The organism is Kitasatospora sp. NPDC127121 (assembly GCF_042677305.1).
Lineage (GTDB): Bacteria > Actinomycetota > Actinomycetes > Streptomycetales > Streptomycetaceae > Kitasatospora.
The window spans coordinates 103,626-127,540 of record NZ_JBHXTQ010000003.1 but is presented as its reverse complement, the minus strand read 5'-3'; the positions used below and the strand labels follow the sequence as shown (position 1 = coordinate 127,540).

28 protein-coding genes are annotated in these 23,915 nt (G+C 71.7%); 16 read left to right on the top strand and 12 right to left on the bottom strand.

Annotated elements, in window-relative coordinates; translation table 11 throughout:
- Positions 1–418: 418 nt before the first annotated feature.
- Together bldC and ACFVHI_RS03780 are read right to left on the bottom strand one after the other, a co-directional pair.
- Positions 419–625, bottom strand: a complete 207-nt coding sequence (gene bldC, locus ACFVHI_RS03785) for a developmental transcriptional regulator BldC (protein ID WP_014137253.1) — start codon at positions 623–625, stop codon at positions 419–421.
- 485 nt (positions 626–1,110) lie between these two features.
- Positions 1,111–2,007, bottom strand: a complete 897-nt coding sequence (locus ACFVHI_RS03780) for a hypothetical protein (RefSeq protein ID WP_380335442.1) — start codon at positions 2,005–2,007, stop codon at positions 1,111–1,113.
- Positions 2,008–2,206: 199 nt separating this feature from the next.
- Here ACFVHI_RS03780 and ACFVHI_RS03775 point away from each other — a divergent pair, with 199 nt between their 5' ends.
- Both ACFVHI_RS03775 and ACFVHI_RS03770 read left to right on the top strand, forming a co-directional pair.
- Positions 2,207–3,364 carry a Glu/Leu/Phe/Val dehydrogenase dimerization domain-containing protein gene (locus ACFVHI_RS03775; protein WP_063348337.1) on the top strand — a complete coding sequence of 386 codons (1,158 nt, stop codon included), beginning with the start codon at positions 2,207–2,209 and terminating at the stop codon, positions 3,362–3,364.
- A gap of 416 nt (positions 3,365–3,780) precedes the next feature.
- The gene (locus ACFVHI_RS03770; protein WP_063348338.1) at positions 3,781–4,038 is read left to right on the top strand and encodes a DUF3073 domain-containing protein; all 258 of its coding nucleotides are present in this window, start codon (positions 3,781–3,783) and stop codon (positions 4,036–4,038) included.
- A 174-nt stretch (positions 4,039–4,212) separates the two neighbouring features.
- Here the strand turns inward: ACFVHI_RS03770 and purM are convergent, their stop codons facing one another.
- From purM to ACFVHI_RS03755, 3 genes are all read right to left on the bottom strand, one after another.
- Complete coding sequence (purM, locus tag ACFVHI_RS03765) at positions 4,213–5,298, bottom strand: phosphoribosylformylglycinamidine cyclo-ligase (protein WP_063348339.1); 1,086 nt, start codon at positions 5,296–5,298, stop codon at positions 4,213–4,215.
- A gap of 79 nt (positions 5,299–5,377) precedes the next feature.
- The gene (purF, locus tag ACFVHI_RS03760) at positions 5,378–6,961 is read right to left on the bottom strand and encodes an amidophosphoribosyltransferase (RefSeq protein ID WP_063348340.1); all 1,584 of its coding nucleotides are present in this window, start codon (positions 6,959–6,961) and stop codon (positions 5,378–5,380) included.
- 242 nt (positions 6,962–7,203) lie between these two features.
- The gene (locus ACFVHI_RS03755; RefSeq protein ID WP_063348341.1) at positions 7,204–8,058 is read right to left on the bottom strand and encodes a hypothetical protein; all 855 of its coding nucleotides are present in this window, start codon (positions 8,056–8,058) and stop codon (positions 7,204–7,206) included.
- Positions 8,059–8,184: 126 nt separating this feature from the next.
- Here ACFVHI_RS03755 and ACFVHI_RS03750 point away from each other — a divergent pair, with 126 nt between their 5' ends.
- The 3 genes from ACFVHI_RS03750 to ACFVHI_RS03740 all read left to right on the top strand — a co-directional run bounded on the left by ACFVHI_RS03750 (position 8,185) and on the right by ACFVHI_RS03740 (position 10,484).
- Complete coding sequence (locus ACFVHI_RS03750; protein WP_063348342.1) at positions 8,185–9,468, top strand: adenylosuccinate synthase; 1,284 nt, start codon at positions 8,185–8,187, stop codon at positions 9,466–9,468.
- A 125-nt stretch (positions 9,469–9,593) separates the two neighbouring features.
- Positions 9,594–10,223 carry a GNAT family N-acetyltransferase gene (locus ACFVHI_RS03745; protein ID WP_063348343.1) on the top strand — a complete coding sequence of 210 codons (630 nt, stop codon included), beginning with the start codon at positions 9,594–9,596 and terminating at the stop codon, positions 10,221–10,223.
- A gap of 60 nt (positions 10,224–10,283) precedes the next feature.
- Positions 10,284–10,484, top strand: a complete 201-nt coding sequence (locus ACFVHI_RS03740; protein ID WP_063348344.1) for a DUF397 domain-containing protein — start codon at positions 10,284–10,286, stop codon at positions 10,482–10,484.
- Positions 10,485–10,535: 51 nt separating this feature from the next.
- On the opposite strand, the gene ACFVHI_RS03735 is transcribed toward ACFVHI_RS03740, so the two are convergent.
- The gene (locus ACFVHI_RS03735) at positions 10,536–10,694 is read right to left on the bottom strand and encodes a hypothetical protein (protein WP_159398464.1); all 159 of its coding nucleotides are present in this window, start codon (positions 10,692–10,694) and stop codon (positions 10,536–10,538) included.
- A 309-nt stretch (positions 10,695–11,003) separates the two neighbouring features.
- On the opposite strand from ACFVHI_RS03735, the gene ACFVHI_RS03730 reads away from it, so the two are divergent.
- The 4 genes from ACFVHI_RS03730 (at position 11,004) to ACFVHI_RS03715 (ending at position 14,447) form a co-directional block, all read left to right on the top strand.
- On the top strand, positions 11,004–11,855 hold the full coding sequence (locus ACFVHI_RS03730) for a helix-turn-helix domain-containing protein (protein WP_380335437.1): 852 nt from the start codon (positions 11,004–11,006) through the stop codon (positions 11,853–11,855).
- Positions 11,852–12,052 carry a DUF397 domain-containing protein gene (locus tag ACFVHI_RS03725; protein WP_063348346.1) on the top strand — a complete coding sequence of 67 codons (201 nt, stop codon included), beginning with the start codon at positions 11,852–11,854 and terminating at the stop codon, positions 12,050–12,052. Before ACFVHI_RS03730 ends, ACFVHI_RS03725 begins: the two co-directional genes overlap by 4 nt.
- A gap of 166 nt (positions 12,053–12,218) precedes the next feature.
- Positions 12,219–13,952, top strand: a complete 1,734-nt coding sequence (gene metG / locus ACFVHI_RS03720) for a methionine--tRNA ligase (RefSeq protein WP_380335434.1) — start codon at positions 12,219–12,221, stop codon at positions 13,950–13,952.
- A 183-nt stretch (positions 13,953–14,135) separates the two neighbouring features.
- A complete protein-coding gene (locus ACFVHI_RS03715) occupies positions 14,136–14,447 on the top strand; it encodes a helix-turn-helix transcriptional regulator (RefSeq protein ID WP_063348348.1) in 312 nt (103 codons plus the stop codon).
- 66 nt (positions 14,448–14,513) lie between these two features.
- Here ACFVHI_RS03715 and ACFVHI_RS03710 read toward each other — a convergent pair whose 3' ends face one another.
- On the bottom strand, positions 14,514–15,416 hold the full coding sequence (locus ACFVHI_RS03710) for a class I SAM-dependent methyltransferase (protein ID WP_380335432.1): 903 nt from the start codon (positions 15,414–15,416) through the stop codon (positions 14,514–14,516).
- Between the two features lie 141 nt (positions 15,417–15,557).
- Positions 15,558–16,556 (bottom strand): NAD(P)/FAD-dependent oxidoreductase, encoded by a 999-nt coding sequence (locus ACFVHI_RS03705; protein WP_063348350.1) that lies wholly within the window; start codon positions 16,554–16,556, stop codon positions 15,558–15,560.
- Between the two features lie 225 nt (positions 16,557–16,781).
- Here ACFVHI_RS03705 and ACFVHI_RS03700 point away from each other — a divergent pair, with 225 nt between their 5' ends.
- The 3 genes from ACFVHI_RS03700 to ACFVHI_RS03690 are packed head-to-tail and all read left to right on the top strand — an operon-like array spanning position 16,782 to position 18,342.
- The gene (locus tag ACFVHI_RS03700) at positions 16,782–17,837 is read left to right on the top strand and encodes an aldo/keto reductase (RefSeq protein WP_380335430.1); all 1,056 of its coding nucleotides are present in this window, start codon (positions 16,782–16,784) and stop codon (positions 17,835–17,837) included.
- 59 nt (positions 17,838–17,896) lie between these two features.
- Positions 17,897–18,172, top strand: coding sequence for a type II toxin-antitoxin system Phd/YefM family antitoxin (locus ACFVHI_RS03695; protein ID WP_380335427.1), 276 nt, complete (start codon positions 17,897–17,899; stop codon positions 18,170–18,172).
- A complete protein-coding gene (locus ACFVHI_RS03690) occupies positions 18,169–18,342 on the top strand; it encodes a hypothetical protein (protein ID WP_380335425.1) in 174 nt (57 codons plus the stop codon). Before ACFVHI_RS03695 ends, ACFVHI_RS03690 begins: the two co-directional genes overlap by 4 nt.
- A gap of 314 nt (positions 18,343–18,656) precedes the next feature.
- On the opposite strand, the gene ACFVHI_RS03685 is transcribed toward ACFVHI_RS03690, so the two are convergent.
- The 3 genes from ACFVHI_RS03685 to ACFVHI_RS03675 form a co-directional block, all read right to left on the bottom strand.
- A complete protein-coding gene (locus ACFVHI_RS03685; protein WP_079135707.1) occupies positions 18,657–19,226 on the bottom strand; it encodes a GNAT family N-acetyltransferase in 570 nt (189 codons plus the stop codon).
- Positions 19,227–19,390: 164 nt separating this feature from the next.
- Positions 19,391–19,813, bottom strand: a complete 423-nt coding sequence (locus ACFVHI_RS03680) for a DUF350 domain-containing protein (protein ID WP_363581436.1) — start codon at positions 19,811–19,813, stop codon at positions 19,391–19,393.
- Between the two features lie 121 nt (positions 19,814–19,934).
- The gene (locus ACFVHI_RS03675) at positions 19,935–20,423 is read right to left on the bottom strand and encodes an LURP-one-related/scramblase family protein (RefSeq protein ID WP_063348353.1); all 489 of its coding nucleotides are present in this window, start codon (positions 20,421–20,423) and stop codon (positions 19,935–19,937) included.
- Between the two features lie 91 nt (positions 20,424–20,514).
- Here ACFVHI_RS03675 and ACFVHI_RS03670 point away from each other — a divergent pair, with 91 nt between their 5' ends.
- A complete protein-coding gene (locus ACFVHI_RS03670; protein ID WP_380335422.1) occupies positions 20,515–21,024 on the top strand; it encodes a GNAT family N-acetyltransferase in 510 nt (169 codons plus the stop codon).
- Between the two features lie 38 nt (positions 21,025–21,062).
- On the opposite strand, the gene ACFVHI_RS03665 is transcribed toward ACFVHI_RS03670, so the two are convergent.
- Positions 21,063–21,317, bottom strand: a complete 255-nt coding sequence (locus ACFVHI_RS03665) for a hypothetical protein (RefSeq protein ID WP_380335419.1) — start codon at positions 21,315–21,317, stop codon at positions 21,063–21,065.
- 111 nt (positions 21,318–21,428) lie between these two features.
- Here ACFVHI_RS03665 and ACFVHI_RS03660 point away from each other — a divergent pair, with 111 nt between their 5' ends.
- The 3 genes from ACFVHI_RS03660 (at position 21,429) to ACFVHI_RS03650 (ending at position 23,866) form a co-directional block, all read left to right on the top strand.
- A complete protein-coding gene (locus ACFVHI_RS03660; RefSeq protein WP_380335538.1) occupies positions 21,429–21,560 on the top strand; it encodes a hypothetical protein in 132 nt (43 codons plus the stop codon).
- Between the two features lie 197 nt (positions 21,561–21,757).
- Entirely contained in the window at positions 21,758–22,003 is a 246-nt protein-coding gene (locus ACFVHI_RS03655; protein ID WP_380335416.1) for a hypothetical protein, read from the top strand.
- A gap of 48 nt (positions 22,004–22,051) precedes the next feature.
- A complete protein-coding gene (locus tag ACFVHI_RS03650; RefSeq protein ID WP_380335413.1) occupies positions 22,052–23,866 on the top strand; it encodes an NHL domain-containing thioredoxin family protein in 1,815 nt (604 codons plus the stop codon).
- The last annotated feature ends 49 nt before the right edge of the window (positions 23,867–23,915 follow it).

Sequence of the window (23,915 nt, the reverse complement as noted above, 5' to 3'; positions counted from 1 at the left end):
TTTTGTTTTGGCGTACTCTGTGTGTTGGGGGTGTTCGGTTGTACAGGCGGCTTGGGGCTGGCTGGTGGGCGGGGGGCGGTAAATCTTGTTGTCCCGGGCCTCTCGCTTTTGGCGTCCGGTGTTTATCCCGGACCAGGTCCAGACCACAAGTGACAGACGGTGTGACGGTCGTCACTTATCTTTTCCCGAGAGCACCCCCGCACCACCCTCACCAAGACCTCACTAATTTAATATGTAAAATTGTACAGCCATTAACTGTAAATCCCCCCCGCATCATGCGCATCAAATCGTTATCCGGAGTTCAGCATTCCGTACGTTGTGCCGAGTACCCGGGCACGGCGGGCGGGCATGGCAAAGGGGCCGCTTACCGGACCCGGCGGAGTCCGGTAAGCGGCCCCTTTAAAGAGCCTTTGGCCTATCAGGCCTCAGTGCGCTGAGCGGGAATCCCGGCCAGCAGAGCGCGCACCTCCGCCTCGCGGTAACGGCGGTGACCGCCGAGCGTGCGAATGGACGTCAGCTTGCCCGCCTTGGCCCAACGAGTGACCGTCTTCGGGTCCACGCGGAACATGGTGGCGACCTCTGCCGGCGTCAGCAGGGGCTCAGCATCAGGGGTACGAGCGGTCATGAGCGGCCTCCTCGGGAGAACCGAACCAGGGCGGTTCTATCCTTCAAATTCTGCACCTTGGCCCGCGATGCCCGAAATGGCATAGACGGGCCGAGTCGGTTATAGGACGAACGGCTTGTCCTGGTGTCTACAACTACACCATCCGTCCAGCCCTATCGACCAAACCGCCAAAATTGACCCCTCACGGGTTCAAGAGCGACGGATGGCGATGGACCACCCCATAACGGGCAGTCACGCGGCCGTGACGCCTGGTTACGAGGGGACCAGACCCCCTGTTTCCCCGCAAAGCACGCATCGACTCCAGAACCACCCAAAAGTGGGCATGCCCGCGTGAAGTTGGGCTGGTTGTCCCATTTTTGCACATAGGGGTAAGTTCGCGTCAACGGTGAGTAGTGTCACGTTCGACAGCTATTGACCCGAACCGGGACCTTGGTCATCCAGCTCGGGCCATAGGACTCTTACAGTCATACACGGCTGGTCGGACGTCAGTTCGCGTACCGCAGCGCCAGCACCCTGCGCCAGCGCGCCGTCAGTTCCCCGTACGCGTGCAGCGCCTGCGCGGTGTCCCCCGCCCGCAGCGCGCGCAGCCCCTCCTCCAGCTCCCCCGCCGAACGATCCGCCAACAGCCGTTCCGGCCCCAGCACATGCACCAGCCCCCCGTAGTCCAGCTCCACCAGCGAGCGCGGATGGAATTCCTCCAGCCACCGCCCGATCTGCTCCGCCCCCCGGACCAGTTCCCCGTCCGGCACCTCTTCACGCAGCGCCCGGAAGGCCCGGGCCGTCCGGCGGCGCGCCTGCGCCATCGGCACCAGGTAGAACAGCGCCGCCGCCCGCCCCGGTTTGCCCGGCTCCTGCGCCGGCACGAAACAGCGGTCCTCGTCCCCGAACGGCAGGAACCAGCGCACCGGCACCTCCCACCGGCTGGTCAGGATCCACGGCCGGGCGTCCGGATGGCCGGCCCGCCAGCGCTCCCGGTCCGCCTCCGCCGCCGCCCGGGCCACCGGCGGCACCGCGGTGTCCAGCAGCGCCACCGGCGCGGCCGCCCGCAGCTCCTCCAGCGCCTGCCAGCTGCGCAGCCTGGTCGCCCACGGGCAGACATACAGCACGCCGTCCACCACCCGCAGGTAGGCCCGCCCGCTCTCCCGCTCGGGCAGCGCCCGGGGCGTCCGGGCGGCCAGCTCCGCCAGCGCCTCCCGCTGCTCCTCCAGGACGGCCGCGGCCACCGGCTGCGCCGCCTCGACGGCGTCCGGGCCGTGCTCCGCCGCGTAGGCCTGCCAGCGCACCCGCTCGGACTCCGGGTAGGCGGCCAGCGGCTCGTAGACCCGCAGGTGGGCGGCGTAGGGCGGCAGTACCGAGGTGCGCACGACGGTCACGTCCTGCATGGTCGCACGCGCCGACCGGCCCCGGGAGGGCGCGCCCGCGAACCGTTCGCGCCCGCACCGCGCACCCCCCTGCGTCTCACTCCTCGGACCACCGGGACAAGCTCGGACAAGAGGGCGGATCGGCGACGCTCCCGCGACTACGCTTCGCCCTAGGCGCCCGCACCACAGCAGGCGGGCCTTCGATACTGGAGTCACCACAGTGACCGACGTACAGACATCCGCCACGCACCCCGCACCCGGAGTGCTCAGCAGGATCTTCCGCACCGAGCAGGACGGCGCCCCCGGCGACGGCCACGAGCAGGTCGTCCTCTGCCACGACCGCAGCTCCGGGCTCAAGGCGATCATCGCCATCCACTCCACCGCGCTGGGCCCGGCCCTCGGCGGCACCCGCTTCTTCCCGTACGCCTCCGAGGAGGCGGCCCTGGAGGACGCGCTCAACCTGTCCCGCGGCATGTCCTACAAGAACGCGCTGGCCGGGCTCGACCTCGGCGGCGGCAAGGCCGTCATCATCGGCGACCCCAACAAGGACAAGAACGAGGCGATGCTCCGTGCCTACGGCCGCTTCGTGGAGTCCCTGCGCGGCCGCTACATCACCGCCTGCGACGTGGGCACCTACGTGCAGGACATGGACGTCATCGCGCGCGAGACCCAGTTCGTGACGGGCCGCTCGCCCGAGCACGGCGGCGCCGGCGACTCGTCCATCCTGACCGCCTTCGGCGTCTTCCAGGGCATGCGCGCCACCGCCCAGGCCCGCTGGGGCCAGCCGACCCTGCGCGGCAAGCGGGTCGGCGTCGCGGGCGTCGGCAAGGTCGGCCACTACCTGGTCGGCCACCTCGTCGCGGACGGCGCCACCGTCGTCATCACCGACGTCTCCGAGACCGCCGTGAACCGCGTCCGCGCGGCCCACCCGGAGGTGGAGGTCGTCGCCGACACCGCCGCCCTGCTGCAGGCCCGGCTGGACGTCTACGCCCCCTGCGCCCTGGGCGGCGCGCTGACCGACGACACGGTGGCCGCGCTCGGCGAGTCCGGCACCACGATCGTCTGCGGCGCGGCCAACAACCAGCTGGCCCACCCGGGCGTCGAGAAGGACCTCGCAGACCGCGGCATCCTCTACGCGCCGGACTACCTGGTGAACTCCGGCGGCGTGATCCAGGTCGCCGACGAGATCGAGGGCTTCAACTTCGACCGGGCCAAGAACAAGGCCACCAGGATCTTCGACACCACCCTGGAGATCTTCACCCGGGCCGCCTCCGACGGCGTCCCGCCAGCGGTCGCCGCCGACCGCCTGGCCGAGAAGCGGATGCGCGAGATCAGCGCGCTGCGCACGGTCCTGCTGCCGGGCGCCCGCCGGGCCTGATCCGGCGCCCCCGGAACCTCGGACGCGCGGGGGGCGGCCGCACCCCCGTGACCCGCCCCCGGGCGGGAGGGGCCCAGCCGTCCCCCGCGCATCACGATGTGGAACCGGATTCTCACTTCTGCGCCCGATCGGGTGATCCAAGGTCCCCCTTGGGGGGATAATCGGTCCTGGAACGACGGACCTGAGACACCTCCGGACAGCGCGCAAACCGCCGCAAAACCTCCCCTGACCTGGGAAGACCTGGTCTCGGGTGCGGTCGGTGCGCGCCACGTCACACCGACGACGTACCGTCCAGCGGCGGAAACAGGTACCGTTAATGCTCCAAGGGACGGTCCTCCCATTCGGGCAGGCCGCTCCTGATCATGAACACGTGTCAGACTCGGGGCCGTGAGCCCCATCGTTGAGGGGGTCGACCCATGGGGCGCGGCCGGGCCAAGGCCAAGCAGACGAAGGTCGCCCGCGAGCTGAAGTACAACAGCGGCGGGTTTGACGCTAACCGTCTGTCCAACGAGCTGGGCGCATCGCCGTCCACCGCTCCGATCGACCCGGAGCCGATCGAGGAGGAGGAGGACGACGACCCGTATGCCGAGTACGCCGCCCGCTATGCCGACCTCGACGACGAGGACGACACCGAGCCGGGCACCGGGCCGTCGCAGGCCTCTCGCCGCTCGTAGCCAGTAGTTTCGCCGACCGGCCCAGCGCCCAGCGCGCCAGGCCGGTCTTCGGCGTTTCCGCGTACCGGATGGCGTACCGGGTGGCGTACCGGGTGGGTCGCCGCCCCCCGGGTGGCAGGACGCGGAAGGGCCCCTCCGGTGCGCCGGAGGGGCCCTTCCGTCGTCCCGCCGGGCTCAGCCCGCGGTGAAGCCCTCGTAGGCGTTGTAGAGCGCCGCACCGGCCTCGTGCTCGCCGGTGCGCTCGACGATGTCGCCGAGCAGCCAGGCCTCGACGCCGCGGTCCTCCAGGATCGCCAGCACGGCGTCCACCGAGGACGGCGGGACGACCGCGACCATGCCGACGCCCATGTTGAGCGTCTTCTCGATCTCCAGGGTGGCCACCTTGCCGACCTGGGCGACGGTCTGGAAGACCGGCAGCGGGGTCCAGGTGCCGCGGTCCAGGCGGGCGTGCAGGCCGTCCGGGACGACCCGGGCCAGGTTGGCCGCCAGGCCGCCGCCGGTGACGTGCGAGAAGGCGTGGATCTCGGTGGCGCGGGTGAGCGCCAGGCAGTCCAGCGAGTAGATCCGGGTCGGCTCCAGCAGCTCCTCGCCGAGCGTGCGGCCGAACTCCTCGACCTTGCGGTCCAGCTTCCAGCCGGCCTCGTTCAGCAGCACGTGGCGCACCAGCGAGTAGCCGTTGGAGTGCAGGCCCGAGGCCGCCATCGCGATCACCACGTCGCCGGCCCGCACGCGGTCGGCGCCGAGCAGCGCGTCCGCCTCGACCACGCCGGTGCCGGCGCCCGCGACGTCGTACTCGTCCGGGCCGAGCAGGCCCGGGTGCTCGGCGGTCTCGCCGCCGACCAGGGCGCAGCCGGCCAGCGCGCAGCCCTCGGCGATGCCCTTGACGATCGCGGCGACCCGCTCCGGCACGACCTTGCCGACGCAGATGTAGTCGGTCATGAACAGCGGCTCGGCGCCGCACACCACCAGGTCGTCGACGACCATGCCGACCAGGTCGTGGCCGATGGTGTCGTGCTTGTCCATGGCGGCCGCGATGGCCACCTTGGTCCCCACGCCGTCGGTGGCCGAAGCCAGCAGCGGCCGCTCGTAGCGCTTGAAGGCGGACGCGTCGAAGAGGCCGGCGAAGCCGCCGAGACCGCCGACCACCTCGGGGCGGTTCGCCTTCTTCACCCACTGCTTCATGAGCTCGACGGCGCGGTCGCCCGCCTCGATGTCGACGCCGGCTGCGGCGTAGGTGGCGCCGTTCTGGTTGCTGGTCACTACGGTGCGGCCCTCTCGGGTCTGGTGGGGGCTGGAACAGCGGTGGGGCCCCGTTTCGCGGGACCCCACCGTGGATTCGTTACGGGCGGCGCAGCGCGTCGGCCGCGCCCGCCCCGCCGAGCAGCGACTGGACGCCGTCCAGGTCGCTGCCGCTGGTCGGCTTGCCGCGCACGGCCGGCGGCTGCTGGCTGCCCTTGATCTCGGCCTCCAGCAGGAGCTTGCCGAGCAGTGCCGGGTCCGGCAGCTCCATCGGGTACTCGCCGTCGAAGCAGGCCCGGCAGAGCCTGTCCTTGGGCTGCTTGGTGGCCTCGATCATGCCGTCGATCGAGATGTAGGAGAGCGAGTCCGCGCCGAGGGTGCGGCCGATCTCCTCGACGGTCATCCCGTTGGCGATCAGCTCCGCGCGGGTGGCGAAGTCGATGCCGAAGAAGCACGGCCACTTCACCGGCGGCGAGGAGATCCGGATGTGCACCTCGGCGGCACCGGCCTCGCGCAGCATCCGCACCAGCGCGCGCTGGGTGTTGCCGCGGACGATCGAGTCGTCGACGACCACCAGGCGCTTGCCCGCGATGACCTCGCGCAGCGGGTTGAGCTTGAGCCGGATGCCGAGCTGACGGATGGTCTGGCTGGGCTGGATGAAGGTGCGGCCCACGTAGGCGTTCTTCACCAGGCCGGAGCCGTACGGGATGCCGCTGGCCTCGGCGTAGCCGATCGCGGCGGGGGTGCCGGACTCCGGCGTCGCTATCACCAGGTCGGCCTCGGCGGGCGCCTCCTTCGCCAGGCGGCGGCCCATCTCCACGCGGGAGAGGTGCACGTTGCGCCCGGCGATGCTGGTGTCGGGGCGGGCCAGGTAGACGTACTCGAACACGCAGCCCTTGGGCTTCGCCTCGGCGAAGCGGGAGCTGCGCATGCCGTTCTCGTCGACGGCGATCAGCTCGCCGGGCTCGACCTCGCGGATGAACGAGGCGCCGCAGATGTCCAGCGCCGCCGTCTCGGAGGCGACGACCCAGCCGCGCTCCAGCCGACCGAGCACCAGCGGGCGGATGCCCTGCGGGTCGCGGGCGGCGTAGAGGGTGTGCTCGTCCATGAAGACGAGCGAGAACGCGCCCTTGACCTTGGGCAGCACGACCTTGGCCGTCTCCTCGATGGAGAGGTCCGGGTGGCCGGCGAGCAGCGCGGTCACCAGGTCGGTGTCGTTGGTCGCGGCGCTCCGCCCGGAGCGGGAGACGTGCTCCTCACCGGGCAGTTCGGCGACCATCTCCGCCAGTTCGGCGGTGTTCACCAGGTTTCCGTTGTGCCCGAGGGCCAGCGAACCGTGCACGGTCGCGCGGAAGGTCGGCTGGGCGTTCTCCCAGACCGAGGACCCGGTGGTCGAGTAGCGGGCGTGTCCGACGGCGATATGCCCGTGCAACGACCCCAGGGAGGCCTCGTCGAAGACCTGGGAGACAAGCCCCATGTCCTTGAAGACGAGAATCTGGGAGCCGTTGCTCACTGCGATGCCCGCGGATTCCTGACCGCGGTGCTGCAGGGCGTAAAGGCCGAAGAACGTGAGCTTGGCGACCTCCTCGCCGGGAGCCCAGACACCGAAGACGCCGCAAGCGTCCTGGGGGCCTTTCTCACCGGGAAGAAGATCGTGGTTGAGTCTTCCGTCACCACGTGGCACGTCTTCGAGTCTAGGGCAGCGGGCACCGGCTTCCGGAACCCGGGCGGCCGGGATTGTCTGGCGATCGGCCGGTAACGCGCGTAGACAAAACCCCTTACCAGGTGGGGATTTCGGGTGGGGGGAATTCCGGCCGGAGGCGGTTGGCCTTGTGGTTCGCGCCTGTTGGGGCGTTCCGTGTGCGGAGAGCCGGGAGTCGGGGCGGCCACGAAAGTGAGCCTGCTCACCCGGGGTTCACCCCGGCGTCACGCGGCGGGCAGCAACAGGCCCCAGGCGCCCGGGTGGACCGTCCAGGTGCGGGCGCGGACCGGACCGACGGGGTGGCCGTCCGCCTCGTAGCCGAAGCCGCGCCCGACCACCGAGACGCTCTCCGCCCGGGCGCGCACCAGGGCGCCGGGCGCGCGGATCACCACCTCCAGCACGCCCGCGCCGTCCGCCTCGACGCCCGGCAGGGTCAGCTGGACCAGCCGCACCGGCCGGTGCACGTCGGCGAGCAGCCGGCCGTCGGCCTCGACCCGGACCCGGGGATTGTGCTCGGCGCAGGACCGGCCGTCCGCCGTGAGTGCGTTCGCCTGCTCGGCCGCAGCCAGTTTCGCCCATAGCGAACGCCAACCACCCGTACGGCCGGCCGGTCGCCGCGTCCCGGCACCGGTGATCCGCACCCCTCCCAGCGCCACCCCGCCGCCGTCGTCCACCAGCAGGTCGAGCTTGCGCGCCGCACCCGACAGCACCGCCCGCGCGGCCCGGACCGGCTCGCCCGGCACCCCGAGCGCACGGGCCGCGGCCAGCTCCTCCGACCGGCCGACCGGAACCATGCCCACCGGATCCGCGCCCAGCTCACGCTGGCGGTACAGGGCTTGGAGCACCCGCTGCAACGCCAGGTCGGAACCGATCACGACCGGTCGCCGCCGACCCCGGTGCGAAAGCACCCGGTCGAGTTCGGACGGGCTCTCCGGATAGACCACCTTGACGTCCGCGCCTCCGCAGAGCACGTCCTTCGCGATCCGCACCGACTCGCCGTCGGTGTGCCGGGCCGCCGGGTCGAGGAGCAGCAGGAGCGGCTCGGGGCCGCCGGTTGCGGGCGTGGACAGGGACGACACGACCGGTCCTTCCTCAGGTAATCTCTCGGTGCAAGAGCCCCTTGCGCTACTGCGCCAGGGGCTTCGTCTATCTCGGGGCAGACTGCGGCCTACGCAGGATGCCCCAACCGGAAGGGGTGTACGCCTGTGCCGGCACTCGTGCTCGTTGGCGCTCAGTGGGGGGACGAGGGCAAGGGGAAGGCCACCGACCTCCTCGGCGGCTCCGTCGACTACGTCGTCCGCTACCAGGGCGGCAACAACGCCGGTCACACGGTGGTCATCGGCGACCAGAAGTACGCCCTGCACCTGCTCCCCTCCGGCATCCTCAGCCCTAACGTGACGCCGGTCATCGGCAACGGCGTCGTCATCGACCCGGGCGTGCTGCTCTCCGAGCTGAGCGGCCTCAACGACCGTGGCATCGACACCTCGAAGCTGCTGGTCTCGGGCAACGCCCACCTGATCACGCCGTACCACCGCACCCTGGACAAGGTCACCGAGCGCTTCCTCGGCAAGCGCCGGATCGGCACCACCGGCCGCGGCATCGGCCCGACCTACGCGGACAAGATCAACCGCGTCGGCATCCGGGTCCAGGACCTGTTCGACGAGTCGATCCTGCGCCAGAAGATCGAAGCGGCGCTGCACGACAAGAACCAGATCCTGGTCAAGCTGTACAACCGCCGCGCCATCCCGGCCGAGCTGGTCGTCGAGGAGTACCTCGGCTACGCGGACAAGATCAAGCCCTTCCTCGCCGACACCACCCTCGTCCTGGACCAGGCGCTCAAGGCGAACAAGGTCGTCCTGCTGGAGGGCGGCCAGGGCACCCTGCTCGACGTCGACCACGGCACGTACCCCTTCGTGACCTCGTCGAACCCGACCTCGGGCGGCGCCTGCACCGGCGCCGGCATCGGCCCGACCAAGATCGACCGGGTCATCGGCATCCTGAAGGCGTACACCACCCGCGTCGGCTCGGGCCCGTTCCCGACCGAGCTGCTGGACGAGGACGGCGAGGCGCTGCGCCGCATCGGCGGCGAGCGCGGTGTCACCACCGGCCGTGACCGTCGCTGCGGCTGGTTCGACGCGGTCATCGCGCGCTACGCGACCCGGGTCAACGGCCTCACCGACTTCTTCCTCACCAAGCTCGACGTGCTCACCGGCTGGGAGCAGATCCCGGTCTGCGTCGCGTACGAGATCGACGGCAAGCGGGTCGAGGAACTCCCGTACAACCAGTCCGACTTCCACCACGCCAAGCCGATCTACGAGACGCTGCCGGGCTGGACCGAGGACATCAGCAAGGCGAAGACCTTCGCCGAGCTGCCGAAGAACGCGCAGGCGTACGTGAAGGCGCTGGAGGAGATGTCCGGCGCGCCGATCTCCGCCATCGGCGTCGGCCCGGGCCGCGACGAGACGATCCAGATCAACTCGTTCATCTGAGCCTGATCCGGTCGAGGGCCCTGCGGGACACGTCCCGCAGGGCCCTTCGCTTTGCCCGCTCCGTCAATTTTGCACTAGCGCAGAAGTCCATTGCATCTAGTGCAGCGTGGCGCTACCTTTCCGGCATGACCGCACAGCCGCCCACACCCGTCACCCTCACCGGCCGCCACATCCGCCTGGAGCCCCTCGGCCGCCACCACCTGCCCGACCTGTGGGCCGGCGTCGGCCCCGACCCGGAGGTCTGGCGCTGGATCCCCTCCCTCCCGCCCGCCACCGAGGAGGAACTGGGCGCGATCATCGACGCCCGGCTCGCCGAGGTGGCGGCCGGATCGGCGGTGAAGTTCGCCGTGATCGACCTCCCCAGCGGCCGGGCCGTCGGCGTCACCGGCTACTACGACTTCAGGGCCGTCGACGAGGTCGTCGAGATCGGCGGCACCTGGTACGACCGCTCGGTCTGGCGCACGCCCGTCAACACCGAGGCCAAGCTGCTGCTGCTCTCCCACGCCTTCGACGACCTGGGCATGGGCCGGGTCTACTGGAAGACGGACGCGCTCAACGAGCGTTCCCGCAACGCGATCCTGCGCCTCGGCGCCCAGTACGAGGGCGTCCACCGCCGCGAGAAGCGGCGCGACACCGGCGTGTGGCGCGACACCGCCTACTTCTCGATGCTCGCCGACGAGTGGCCCGTCGCCCGGATCCGCCTCGTCGAGCGCCTTTCGCGCGGTGCCGAACCCTCCGTGCGCCCCCGTTCCTGAACGGCCGCCCGGGAGTTGTCCAGGGTGCCAGGCAGGAACCGGAATGGGAGAAGGCAACCGATGACCCAGCAGTGGCAGAAGTCCACCAGCAGCACCCGGGACGGCAGTGACTCCGTGGAGGTGTCCGTCAACGAACGGGGGCTGATCGAGGTCCGCGAATCCGAGAGCCCCGACGCGATCATCGTCACCACCCCGCAGAAGTTCGCGCTCTGGATCGAGGGCGTGAAGCGCGGCGAATTCGACCACTTCGGCGACGGCTGACCGCACCCTCCGGTGGCCCCCCTCCCGGCGGGGGGCCACCGCTGCCGCGCGCTATTTCTTCTCGACGGCGGCGGAGGAATGACGGACGACGAACTCGCGTTTTGCGGAACGCGGTTCGCGGGGTTGGGCGTTGACCAGCCAGACCAGCCAGCCGACGAATAGGACGGCGAGCAGGAGGGCGGACAAACCGGCGACGAGCAGGCCGTTCACCGGGTAGCGGGAATGCGGTGGGCGGGGGCGAGAAGCAGCGGAAGCGGCATGACAGTCTCCGGTCGGTGATGTCGAGCGTGCCGACCATGCATCTGGTGTGTATTTACGGCTGATTGGCGGCTGTTTAGGCCACAACAAGTCAGTGACTGACGCGGGATCGACCATAGGGTCGAGGTGCAAGACTTGCTACCGAGCGGGAGAACGTTCACTCCATCGTGGGGTATCCCCCATTTCAGTAGCTAGGGCCGGGTAAGCACGGCACACTTCACCGGAAGCATCGACCCGAGCCGCGATCCGGAGAAGAGAGTCATGCCACCCCGCTTGTCGCCGACCGTGCGTCAGCAGCGCCTTGGCATCGAGCTGCGCAAGATGCGCGAACGCGTGGGCGTGACGCCCAAGAGCCTGGCCGCCACCCTGGGCACCGACCTGCCCAAGATCTCGCAGATGGAGAACGGGAAGTCCGGCATCAGCGCCGAACGGCTCCGGCTCTGGGCCCGCACCTGCCACTGCGCCGACGGCCCCTACCTCGACGCGCTGCTCGCGATGACGCAGGACCGGCGCAAGTACTGGTGGGACGGCTACCGCGGCCGGCTGCCCGGCGGACTCATCGACATCGCGGAAATGGAACACCACGCCGAGTCACTGGCCATCCTGCACACCACCTTCATCCCCGGACTGCTGCAGACCTCGGCGTACGCCTCCGCGGTGTTCGCCCGGGTCCGGCCGCCCATGCCCCAGCCGGACGCCGACGCCCGCACGGCATTCCGGATCCAGCGCCAGCGGCTGTTCACCGAACGCCCGAAGCCGTACGCCGCGTACATCCACGAATCCGCGCTGCGCATGCAGTTCGGCGGGGCGGTGGTGCTGCGCGACCAGCTGCTCGGCGTGCTGGAGGATTCCGAGCGGCCCGGGGTGGAGATCCGGACCATCCCGTTCAGCGTCGACACCTTTCCCGGGTCCGGAGAGAGCCTCTACCTCGCCCGCGGGCCCGTTCCCGAGCTCGACACCGTGCAGATCGACCTCTCGAACGGGCCGAAGTTCGTGCACCTCGACACCGAACTGCAGACCTACCGACAGATCAAGGAGGAGACCGCCGCGGTCGCCCTCGGGCCGGCCGAGTCCCGGGACTTCATCCGGGCCTTACTGAAAGACTTCTCATGACTGAGTGGCGGAAGTCCTCGTCCAGCGGCGAGAGCAACGAGTGCGTCGAGATCAGAGCCGCCGACGGTCTGGTGGAGATCCGCGAGTCGGACCGCCCCGAGATCGTCGTCCGGACCACGCCGCGCAAGTGGGCCGCGTTCGTCCGCGGGGTGAAGGCCGGGGAGTTCGACCGGTACAGCGACTCCGTCGGGCCCTGAGCCGCACCCGCCCCTGAGCAGCACCGCCCCTGAACCGCACCCGCCCCTGAACCGCACCGCCCTCCCGGCCCCGCGGCGGTAGGCTTGGCAGCCCACAGTGGACCCCTGCGCCTGGCACAGCACTCCGGGTGGGGTGCGCGTGCGGGAGAAATCGGAGCATCCGAGGATGGCTCGGCACCTGGTCACCAGCGCCCTTCCGTACATCAACGGGATCAAGCACCTGGGCAACATGGTCGGGTCGATGCTCCCGGCGGACGTCTACTCCCGCTACCTGCGCCAGCGCGGCCACGAGGTGCTCTACATCTGCGCGACCGACGAGCACGGCACGCCCGCCGAACTGGCCGCGCAGGAGGCCGGGCTGCCCGTCGCCGAGTTCTGCGCCCAGGCGCACGACGCGCAGAAGGCGGTGTACGACGGCTTCGGGCTGTCCTTCGACCACTTCGGCCGCAGCTCCTCCCCGCAGAACCGCGAGATCACCCAGGAGATCGCCCGCGAACTCCAGCGCAACGGCTTCATCGAGGAGCGCGCGATCCGGCAGGTGTACTCCAACGCCGACGGCCGCTTCCTGCCGGACCGCTACATCGTCGGCACCTGCCCGCACTGCGGCTACGACAAGGCACGCGGCGACCAGTGCGAGAACTGCACCCGGGTGCTGGACCCGACCGACCTGCTGGAGCCGCGTTCGGCGATCAGCGGCAGCTCCGACCTGGAGGTCCGGGAGACCAGGCACCTGTTCCTGCTCCAGTCGGAGCTGACCGACGAGGTCGAACAGTGGATCGCCGCCCACGGCGACGACTGGCCGGTGCTGGCCTCCTCGATCGCCCGCAAGTGGCTCACCGAAGGCCTCCAGGACCGCGCGATCACCCGCGACCTGGAGTGGGGCGTCCCGGTGCCGGCCGACGTCTGGCCGGAGCTGGCGGCCGAGGGCAAGGTGTTCTACGTCTGGTTCGACGCCCCGATCGAGTACATCGGCGCCACCAAGGAGTGGGCGGACGCGGCCCCGGCCGGGCAGGCCCGGGACTGGAAGTCCTGGTGGTACGAGGCCGACCACAGCGTCCGGTACACCGAGTTCATGGCCAAGGACAACGTCCCGTTCCACACCGTGATGTTCCCGGCCACGATCCTCGGCTCGCGCCGGCCGTGGAAGAAGGTCGACTACGTCAAGGCCTTCAACTGGCTGACGTACTACGGCGGGAAGTTCTCCACCAGCCAGAAGCGCGGCATCTTCACCGACGTCGCCCTGGAACTGCTGCCGGCCGACTACTGGCGCTACTTCCTGATGGCGCACGCCCCCGAGTCGGACGACTCCAGCTTCACCTGGGACCTCTTCGCCTCCGTCGTCAACAAGGACCTCGCCGACACCCTCGGCAACTTCGTCAACCGGGTACTCACCTTCAGCCGCAAGCGCTTCGGCGACGCCGTCCCGGCCGGCCACGCGCCCGGCGAGGCCGAACAGCGCCTCGGCGAGCAGATCGCCACCCTGCTGGCCGAGTACGAGGCCCAGTTGGACGCACTCAACTTCCGCAAGGCCGCGCAGGGGCTGCGCGCGCTGTGGAGCGCGGGCAACGCGTACCTGGACGAGAAGGCGCCCTGGCTCCAGGTGAAGACCGACCCGGACGCGGCGGCGCTGACCCTGCGCACCGCGATGAACCTGATCCAGCTGTACGCGGTGGTCTCCGAGCCGTTCATCCCGACCGCGGCGGCGGCGATGCGCGGCGCCTTCGCCCTGCCCGGGGACGCTCCGGCGGCCGGCCTGTCCTGGGTCGGCCCGGAGCAGGCGCGGGCACTGGACCTGGTGCCGGCCGGGACGGCGTTCACCGTGCCGCCGGTGCTGTTCGCCAAGATCACCGACGAGGACCTGGCCGCCTGGACCACCCGCTTCGGCGGCCAGGAGGGCTGAGCCCCGGCGGACGGCCCGAGGCCCGGGCCGTCCGCCACCTTCCCGACACCGGGGGGAATCTGACGCCACGTCACCGACGGTTCGTCCAGGTCATCGGCACCCCGCCGGGCGGCACCGCACTGCCCCACTGACCGGCGTCGGCTCGCCGAGGCCCTGCCGTAACACGCCGGTACGCTTCCAGCCATGGATGTTGACCTGGTCACCGCCCTGCGGGCGATCGCCAACCCGACGCGCCTGCAACTGCTGGCATGGTTGCGCGAACCCGAACGCCACTTCCCCCTGGAGGAAGCGGTCGCCGACCCGCGCGAGGTCGGCGTCTGCGTCAGCCACATCCAGGCCAAGGCCGGCCTCGCCCAGTCCACCGTCTCCGCCTACCTCGCCGAACTCCAGCGCGCCGGCCTCGTCCGCGCCACCCGCATCGGCAAGTGGACCCACTACCGCCGCGACGAGGCCCGCATCGCCGCCCTCATCACCGCTCTCGGTCACACCCTGTAGGCCTCTGCCGCAGCCGGGGCAGGGGAGCCCCCGCCCCGGCTGCGGCCGGCTCGGGCTCCGCAGTCGTCAGGCGGCCTTGCGGGCGGTGTGGACGGTCATGGCCGAGAGGAAGAAGGCGTCCGGGCGGTTCAGGATGCCGGTGGGGGTGTCCTCGGCGAGGAGGGCGTCGAGGGTGCTGCGGTCCTCGGCGGCGAGGTTGTCGGCGAGCTGGTCGCGCAGACGGGCGAGTTGGGTGTGGAGGTGCTCGCGGGCGGGGCGGGCGAGCGGGGCCGGGTGGTCGATCAGGAAGGTGCGGGTGCCGCTGGCGGTCAGACCGGCGCGGGTGAGCATGGCCGGCCAGTCCTCCACCTCCTCGGTGGCGCCGGGCAGTTCGGCGCGCATGGTGCTGAAGCCGTCCTCGTGCACGGCGTCGAGCCGGGCCTGGAAGCCGGCCCGGCCGAGACCGAAGTCGCGCGGCAGGTAGCGCAGCGGCAGGCCGCGTTCGGCGACGGCCAGCAGGCCGCCGGGCCGGAGCGTCGCGGCGAGGGAGGTCAGGGCGGCCTGCTGGTCGCCGAGGTGGTGGATCGCGTTGCCGGACCAGATCAGGTCGGCCTCGCCGAGCTTGCCGAACTCGGCGGGCAGGTCGGCCTGCTGGGTGCTCAGACGGCCGCCGGAACGGGCCCGGGCGCGCTCCAGCAGAGCGGCAGACTGGTCGACGGCGACCGTCTCGGCCTCGGGGAAGGCGTCCGCGAGCAGTCCGGCGATCACCCCGGGCCCGCTGCCGACGTCGAGGACCCGCCGCACCCCGTCGGCCTCGCCGTGCAGGGACCGCAGCCACTGCGCGGCCCCGGTGATGGCGGGGGCGCGCAGTTCGGCCTCCCGCTCCAGGTGGGCGGCGAGGACGTCCCAGTCGAAGTCGGCGGCGGGGACGTGGCCGTGGTGGTGCCCGTGCTGGTGCCCCTGGCCGTGCTGGTGCTGGTGTTCGGACATCGTGGGTTCTCCGATCGTGGGTGACGGAAAGGTGCTGCGGTCGGAAAGGTGCTGCGGTCGGAAGGGCGCTGCGGTCGGAAAGGTGACGCCGGGCGAAGGTGCCGGGGGAGCTGGGGGGAGCTGGGGGGGAGCTTCCCCCACTCAGGCGGGAACGGCGGCGCCGGACGCGCGGTGTTCGGCGACCGCCCGTCCGATCTCCTCCGCGACGAGGTCGTGGTCGAGATCGAACGCCGCCGCCGCGCCCATCCCGGCGGCGACGACGACCTGGGCCCGCGGGTCGGCGACGTTGCCGACCGCCCAGACGCCGGGGACGCTGGTGCGGCCGGCCCGGTCGGTGGTGACCCAGCCGTTCTCGTCCCGGGCGCATTCCAGGCCGAAGAGCAGCGCGTCCCGGGGCACCGGCTGCGGGAAGACGAACACGGCCTCGCGCGGCACCACCCGGCCGTCGGCGAGTTCCACGCCGCGCAGCCGGTCGGCGTCCGTCACCAGCTGGGTGATCCGGCCTTCGACGACCCGGACGCCGCGGGCGGCGAGCCGCTCCCGCTCGGCCCCGGTCGGCGTGAGGGTGTGCGTGATCAGGACGACGTCCGCGGACCACTGCCGGAGCAGCAGCGCCTGGTTGACCGCGCCCGGGCCGGTGCCGAGCACGCCGAGCGGGCGGTCGCGGACCTCGTAGCCGTGGCAGTACGGGCAGTGCAGCACGTCGCGGCCCCAGCGTTCGAGCAGGCCCGGGAGCTCCGGGAGCCCGTCGCGCAGGCCGGTGGCGACGACCACCCGGCGCGCGTGCAGCACGGGGCCGCCCGCCAGGTGGACGGCGAAGCCCGTCCCCGCGCCTTCGGCGTCCGCGACGCCCTCGACGTGGTCGACCCGGGCGTCGATCAGGTCGACCCCGTAGCCGGCGACCTCCGCCCGGCCGACCTCCAGCAGCGCCGCCGGGGGCATGCCGTCCCGGCTCAGGTAGCCGTGCATGTGGGCGGCGGGGGCGTTGCGCGGCTGGCCCGCGTCCACCACCGCCACCCGGCGCCGGGCCCGGCCCAGCACCAGCGCGGCGCTCAGCCCGGCCGCGCCCGCGCCGACCACCACCGCGTCGTACTCGTCCCGGGGGGCCGTCGGCCCCGTCGTCCTCATCGTGTCGCCCATGGCGCTCACCTCCACCGCCAGGCTGCGACCGGACCAGCCATATCGGCAAGCTTTGTTGCCGTTTCCGCAAACGCCCGCGCCCACCCCGGCCACCGCCCGTCCGCTCCGCGCCACGGGCTCGGACTGCCCGAGTGGACGGGGATCCGGACCGACCCTTGCCATGGAGTGCACTCCAACTCCTAGCCTCTGACGCACCACCGACCCACCACCAGGGGGAGCAGCACCATGCGCTACCGCGTCCTCGGCGGCACCGGCATCGAAGTGAGCACCTACTGCCTCGGCACGATGATGCTCGGCTCCATCGGCAACCCCGACCACGACGACTGCGCCCGGATCATCAACACCGCGCTCGACCACGGCATCAACTTCGTGGACACCGCCGACATGTACTCGGCCGGCGAGTCCGAGGAGATCGTCGGCAGGACGCTGGCCGCCCGCGGCGACCGCGACGAGATCGTGCTCGCCACCAAGGGGCACTTCCCGATGGGCGAGGGCCACGGCCGCGGCGGCAACTCCCGGCGCTGGATCCTCCGGGCGGTCGAGGACAGCCTGCGCCGGCTGCGCACCGACCGGATCGACCTCTACCAGATCCACCGGCCGGACCACACCACCGACGTCGAGGAGACCCTGTCCGTCCTCGGCGACCTCGTCCGGGCCGGCAAGATCCGCGCCTTCGGCTGCTCCACCTTCCCCGCCGAACAGATCGTCGACGCGCACCACGTCGCCGAGCGCCGCGCCCTGCCGCGCTTCCGCACCGAGCAGCCGCCGTACTCGCTGCTCGCCCGCGGCGTGGAGCGCGACGTGCTGCCCGTCGTCCAGCGACTCGGCATGGGCGCACTGACCTGGAGCCCGCTCGCCTCCGGCTTCCTCACCGGCCGCTACCGCAAGGACCGCCCGGCCGACCTGACCACCGGCCGCCCGACCCTCCACCCGGGCCGCTTCGACCCGGCGCTGCCCACCACCGCGGCCAAGCTGGAGGCCGTCGAGGCCTTCACCGCCCTCGCCGGGGACCTCGGCCGCACCCTGCCCGAACTGGCCGTGGCCTTCCCGCTGGCGCACCCCGCCGTCACCTCGGTGATCCTCGGCCCGCGCACCCACGACCAGCTGGAGGCGGCCCTCAAGGGCGCCGACCTGGTCCTCGACGACGCCACGCTGGACCGCATCGACGCCATCGTCCCGCCCGGCACCAACGTCTACCACCCCGACGGCGTCTGGCAGCCCCCGTCCGTCACCACCCCCGCCCTCCGCCGCCGCCCCACCACGGACCGCCCGGCGGGATAGCCGAGCCGGCCGCCCATGCCAGTGCGACACGGTGCATGACGGCGCGACACACTGGCCCCATGAAGACCATCACGCAGCGCGAACTCGCAGCGCGGTCCAAGGCCGTGCTCGACGATGTCGAAGCCGGCGAGATCTACCACATCACTCGCAACGGCACCGAGATCGCCGAAGTCCGGCCGATCAGCGGTCGCCGCCGATTCGTCCCCGTCGAGGAACTCCAGCGAAAGTGGCGGAACGCGCCGACGGTCGACGCGACGCAGATGCGCGCGGAAGCCGACGCCTTCTACGGCGACGAGGCCCGGATCGGCGGCGCCGACCCGTGGGAGCGGAAGTGACCGAGCGACACCAACGCGGACTGCTCGACACCTGCGTCGTGATCGATCTGCCGCAGATCGATCCACAGCTCCTGCCAGCCGATGCCGCACTGTCGTCCATCGTGCTGGCCGAACTCGCCCAGGGCGTCGCCATGGCCAAGGACCCGGTGCAGATGATGGCCAGGGCGTAGCGACTCGCGGACGTGGAGGCGGAGTTCGCCACTCTCCCCTTCGACCGCGAGGCGGCTCGGCGGTTCGGCGGTTCGGCACCCTGGCCGCCCTCACGATCCAGGCCAAGCGCGACCCCCGACCCCGCCGCATGGACCTGATGACCGCGGCGACGGCGGCCGCCCACGGCCTGCCGCTCTACACGCGGAACGCGGGCGACTTCGTCGGCCTGGAGCAGGGCGTCGACGTCATCCCCGTGTGACGAACGGCCCCGCTCCAGCGGCGCCGTCGCCACTTCCGGACGGATCGCCACCACCAGCCGCCCGCGGGAGGCCGGCTACTCCCTCGGGGCGGCGAAGCAGTGGACCACGACCGTGCGGTCGGCGGCCCACTGCTGTTCGCCGCTGCCGAGCCAGGTCCAGCCGAGGCGGCGGTAGCAGGCGTTCGCCGGGGCCGCGGTGGCGAGGACGTCGAGGACGGGGTGGAGGCCGAGCGCCCGCGCGTGCGCCACGGCGGCCGCCGCCAGCCGTGCGCCGATCCGGTGGCCGCGCGCCGTGGGGGCGACGTAGAGCCGGCCGATCACGGCGGTGAGTTCCGGGCGGCCGCCGGTGCGGCGGCTCCACAGGCCGGGGGCGACGTCGCCGGGCGCACTGCGGGAGAGGCCCACGTGGCCGACCGGGCGGCCGTCCAGTTCGGCGACCCAGGCGGCGAGCAGGCCCCCGGGGGTGAGCCAGGCGGCGGGGCGGTCGGGCCAGTCGGCGGGGTAGCCGTCGGTGGTGTGGACGTCGCCGAGCACCCGGACGCAGTCGGCGAGGTCGGTGACGCGGCGCCGTCGGACGGACACCCCTGCCCCGGCCTGCCGCGAGCCGGACGCGACGACGTTGGCGCGTTCTTCAAGGTCAGCCATGCCGGTACGTTACCGGCCGGGCCCCACCGCCGCAGCAGGTCGGCGACCCCGGTCGGATCCTCCTCGCCCCCGACGACGCCCCCGACGACGCCACCGCCGCCCGTCGGCCGACGCTCCATCAGCCGAACGTGCGGCCGGGCGCTCCCGGGCGCACGGGCGGGCCGTCAGGCGATCGCGGCCGACACCACCGCCGCGACCGCGATGTTGCAGCTGGCCGAGACCCAGACCGCCGGGTGCGGCTCCGGCTCGACCAGAATCGCGCCGAGCCTGCCGGGCGTCAGCAGGTCCACCGCCCAGAAGGCGACGGCCATCAGCACCAGCCCGAGCAGGCCGTAGCAGGCGGTCGAGACCAGGCCCTTGGCGAAGTCCGCGTAGGTGTACATGATCGCGGTGAAGACGATGCCGCCGATGCCGAGCAGCGCGGAGCTGAGCAGCACGGCGGCGTTGCGGTTGCGCTCGACCCAGATCTGGTGGCCGAGCCTGCCGGGCGTCAACAGGTCCACCAGGCCGACGCCGAGGAGCAGCAGCACCACCCCGAGGGCTCCGTAGGCGGCCGCCGCGCCGAGCCCGTGCAGGATGTCGTTCATCGTGGTCCCAGCCCCCGGTCCGCTCGCCGATCCCCGACCGACCTGGTCAAGGGTTGGCAAAAGATACCCCACCGGGGCGGGCGGCGGACCGGGGAAGCGGAGCCCCCTGGCGTCAGTCGGGTCAGTGTTCCTCGTGCACCAGGTGGTCGACGCAGGCGGCGATCGCGAGCAGCAGACCGGTGTCGGCGCCGTCGGCGATCTCCACGCCGTAGGTGTCCCGGATCCGGAACCACTTGCGGGAGATCCGGGCGAGGTCGTCGCCGTGGTGGTTCTCGATCCGGTAGTCCTTGTCGATCAGGTCGCCGTGGATCTTCAGCTCGCCGCCGGAGGCCAGCTCCACCAGGTACTTGTCACGGAACGGGGTGAACAGCTTCTCCCTGACGGTCGCGATCACCTCGCCGTCGGCGTCCTCGATCTTCATCGCGTCGCGGACGGTGAACGCCTTCTCCTTCACCACCGCGACCACCCGCCCGTGCGCGTCCTTCAGCTCGAAGGTGTGCCGCAGCCGCAGCACCTTGCCGTCCACCAGGTACGCCTTGTGGCCCCGGTCGTCCTCGATCCAGTAGTCGTCTCCGACTGCGAACAGCTTCTCCCTGACCAGGTACCGCACAGCGGCCTCCTCCGTGTCGACGTGACCCCCATTCGACCCGATCCCCCCACCCGCCGGGAAGCACCGCCACACACGGGCGTTCAATGGCGGCATGCGTCCCGACCCCACCGCCCCGCTGCACAGCGAGCGCCTCGACCTCCTCCCGATCGGCCCCGAGCACGCCGAGGAGCTGGCCGCCGCCCTCGCCGACCCCGCCCTGCACGCCTTCACCGGCGGCTCCCCGGCCACCGCCGACGACCTGCGCGTGCGCTACGCCCGGCTCGCCGCCGGCTCCCCCGACCCCGCCGAGACCTGGGGCAACTGGGCGCTGCGGCTGCGCGCCGACGGCCGCCTCACCGGCTACGTCCAGACCACCGTCAGCCCCGGGGCCGCCGATCTCGCCTGGGTCGTCGGCACCCCCTGGCAGGGCCGCGGCCTGGCCACCGAGGCCGCCCGCGCCCTGCTCTCCCACCTCGCCGACGCCGGCGTCAGCACCGTCACCGCCCACATCCACCCCGACCACCACGCCTCCGCCGCCGTCGCCCGGGCCCTCGGCCTCACCCCCACCGACGAGCAGCAGGACGGCGAGACCCGCTGGCAGGCGGAACTCCCCCGCCCCTGACCCGGACCTGACCCGGCCATGGCCCTGCCCTGACGCCCTCAGTCCTCCTCGCCCGGCGCCGGATGCGGGTTGACGGCCTGCCCGTCGATCGGCTGCCCCCAGTCGTCGTCGCCCTCGGCACCCACGCAGTACCCGGAGCCCTCCACCCACCCCCCGGCGTCCTGGCACTGCTCCGCGGTGACGTCACGCGGAGCAGGCCGGGCGGCGGCCGCCGAGGCGGCGCCGGCACCGGTGGCGAGCAGGACAGCGGTCGCGACCGTCAGGGCCGACCGGAGCAGGGGTGAGGTGATCATGCGGACAACGACAGCACGAACCCCACCCCCCACCCCACCGACACGCCCGCCACCCCGCCCACGCCCACCGCCCCGGAATGCCGCCCGACCACGATGCGGTTGGATACAGACATGGCATCTCGTGCACGTGTACGCGCCCCCGAGCTGGTCGGGGCAGGCGGTTGGCTGAACACCGGTGGCAAGGAGCTGACGCTCGCCGACTTCCGGGGCAAGATCACCATCCTGGACTTCTGGACCTTCTGACACCCAACTCCCTTCGGAATTAAACGAGTTTGAGTGTGATGCCGCTCGATGCCACGCGCACCCGGTTACCGGATGCTCGGGTTCGGAAAATGATCAGCGTCTCGGCACGAGGCTTGCGAGAATCCCGCAAGAGTTGTGGCGGCTGCGCTCGGTCGGCTCGCGGTCGGTGGGGTTGCTCGTACGCGAGGAGGAGTGCCATGTTCGAGAACGTCGCCGGGCTACAGCCCGAGGTAGCCGTGCAGTGGACCGCGCTGGTCGAGGAGTGTCGTCCTGTGCTCGCGAGCGAGGGTATGGATGCGGTGCAAGCCCTGCTGGTCGAACGCGGGACGAGCATCGTCCCGGCAGTCGCCGTCACCAAGGCTCTGCTCGGGTGGGAGGATACCCCGCTCCTGGTCGCTCGGGAGATCGTCGAGACCAGCCCCGCACGCGCAGCAGCCGCCTGAACCGGGACGCCCGGAATGCGGACACCGCCCGTGCGGTTTGATTGAGGCATGGCATCTCGTGCACGTGTACGCGCCCCCGAGCTGGTCGGGGCAGGCGGTTGGCTGAACACCGGTGGCAAGGAGCTGACGCTCGCCGACTTCCGGGGCAAGATCACCATCCTGGACTTCTGGACGTTCTGCTGTGTCAACTGTCTGCACGTCCTGGACGAGCTGCGGGAGTTGGAGGAGAAGCACCGGGACACCGTGGTGATCGTCGGGGTGCACTCGCCGAAGTTCGTGCACGAGGCGGACCACCAGGCCGTGGTGGACGCGGTCGCCCGGTACGAGGTGCACCACCCGGTGCTGGACGATCCGGCGCTGGCGACGTGGAAGCAGTACGCCGTACGGGCCTGGCCGACGCTGGTGGTGATCGACCCGGAGGGGTACGTGGTCGCCCAGCACGCGGGTGAGGGCCACGCGCACGCGATCGCGCGGCTGGTGGAGGAGTTGGAGGCCGAGCACGCGGCGAAGGGCACGCTGCGCCGCGGCGACGGCCCGTACGTGGCGCCGGAGCCGACCGCGGGGGATCTCAAGTTCCCGGGCAAGGCGGTCCGGCTGCCCGGCGGGCACTTCCTGGTCGCCGACTCCGGCCACCACTCGCTGGTGGAGCTGGCCGAGGACGGCGAGACGGTGGTCCGCCGGATCGGCGACGGGCAGCGCGGTCTGGTGGACGGCACCAGCCCCCGGTTCAGCGAGCCGCAGGGGCTGGCGCTGCTGCCGGAGGGCTCGGACTTCGACGTGATCGTGGCCGACACCGTCAACCACGCGCTGCGCGGGGTGCGGCTGGCGGACGGCTCCGTGGCCACGCTGGCGGGCACCGGCCGCCAGTGGTGGCAGGGTTCGGCGACCGAGGGCCCGGCCCGCGAGGTGGACCTCTCCTCGCCGTGGGACGTCGCCTGGTTCGACGGCCGGGTGTGGATCGCGATGGCCGGCGTGCACCAGCTGTGGGCGTACGACCCGGCCGCCGGCACGGTCGGCGTCGCGGCCGGCACCACCAACGAGGGCCTGGTGGACGGGCCCGTCGGCGAGGCCTGGTTCGCCCAGCCGTCCGGTCTGGCGGTCTCGGCGGACGGCGAGCGGCTGTGGGTGGCCGACTCGGAGACGTCCGCGATCCGGTGGGTTTCACGTGAAACCGGGACGGTCCACACCGCCGTCGGCACCGGCCTCTTCGACTTCGGCCACCGGGACGGCGCGGCCGAGCAGGCGCTGCTCCAGCACCCGCTGGGCGTCACCGTGCTGCCGGACGGCTCGGTGGCGATCAGCGACACCTACAACCACGCGCTGCGCCGCTTCGACCCTGCGAGCGGCGAGGTCACCACGCTGGCCACCGACCTGCGCGAGCCGTCCGGCGCGGTCCTGGTGGACGGGGACATCGTGGTGGTCGAGTCGGCCCGGCACCGGCTGACCAGGCTGCGGCTGCCGGAGGAGGCGGTGCGGGTCGAGTCGGTCGCGCACCGCACCCGGCGGGCGGCCACCGAGGTCGCGCCGGGCGCGTTCCGGCTGGACGTGGTGTTCTCGGCGCCGAGCGGCCAGAAGCTGGACGAGCGGTACGGCCCGTCCACCCGGCTGCTGGTCAGCGCGACCCCGCCCGAGCTGCTGGTCTCCGGCGCGGGCGCGGACAGCGACCTGTCGCGCGAGCTGGTCCTCTCCGAGGAGGTCGCCGAGGGCGTGCTGCACGTCTCGGCGATGGCCGCGTCCTGCGACGACGATCCGGAGATCGAGTTCCCGGCCTGCCACGTGCACCAGCAGGACTGGGGCGTGCCGGTGAAGCTGGTCGCCGACGGCGCGCGCCGGCTGCCGCTGGTGCTCGCCGGCCTGGAGTAGCCCTGGAGTGGCCCGTCCAACACGGAAGGGGCCCGGCGGAGCGTACTCC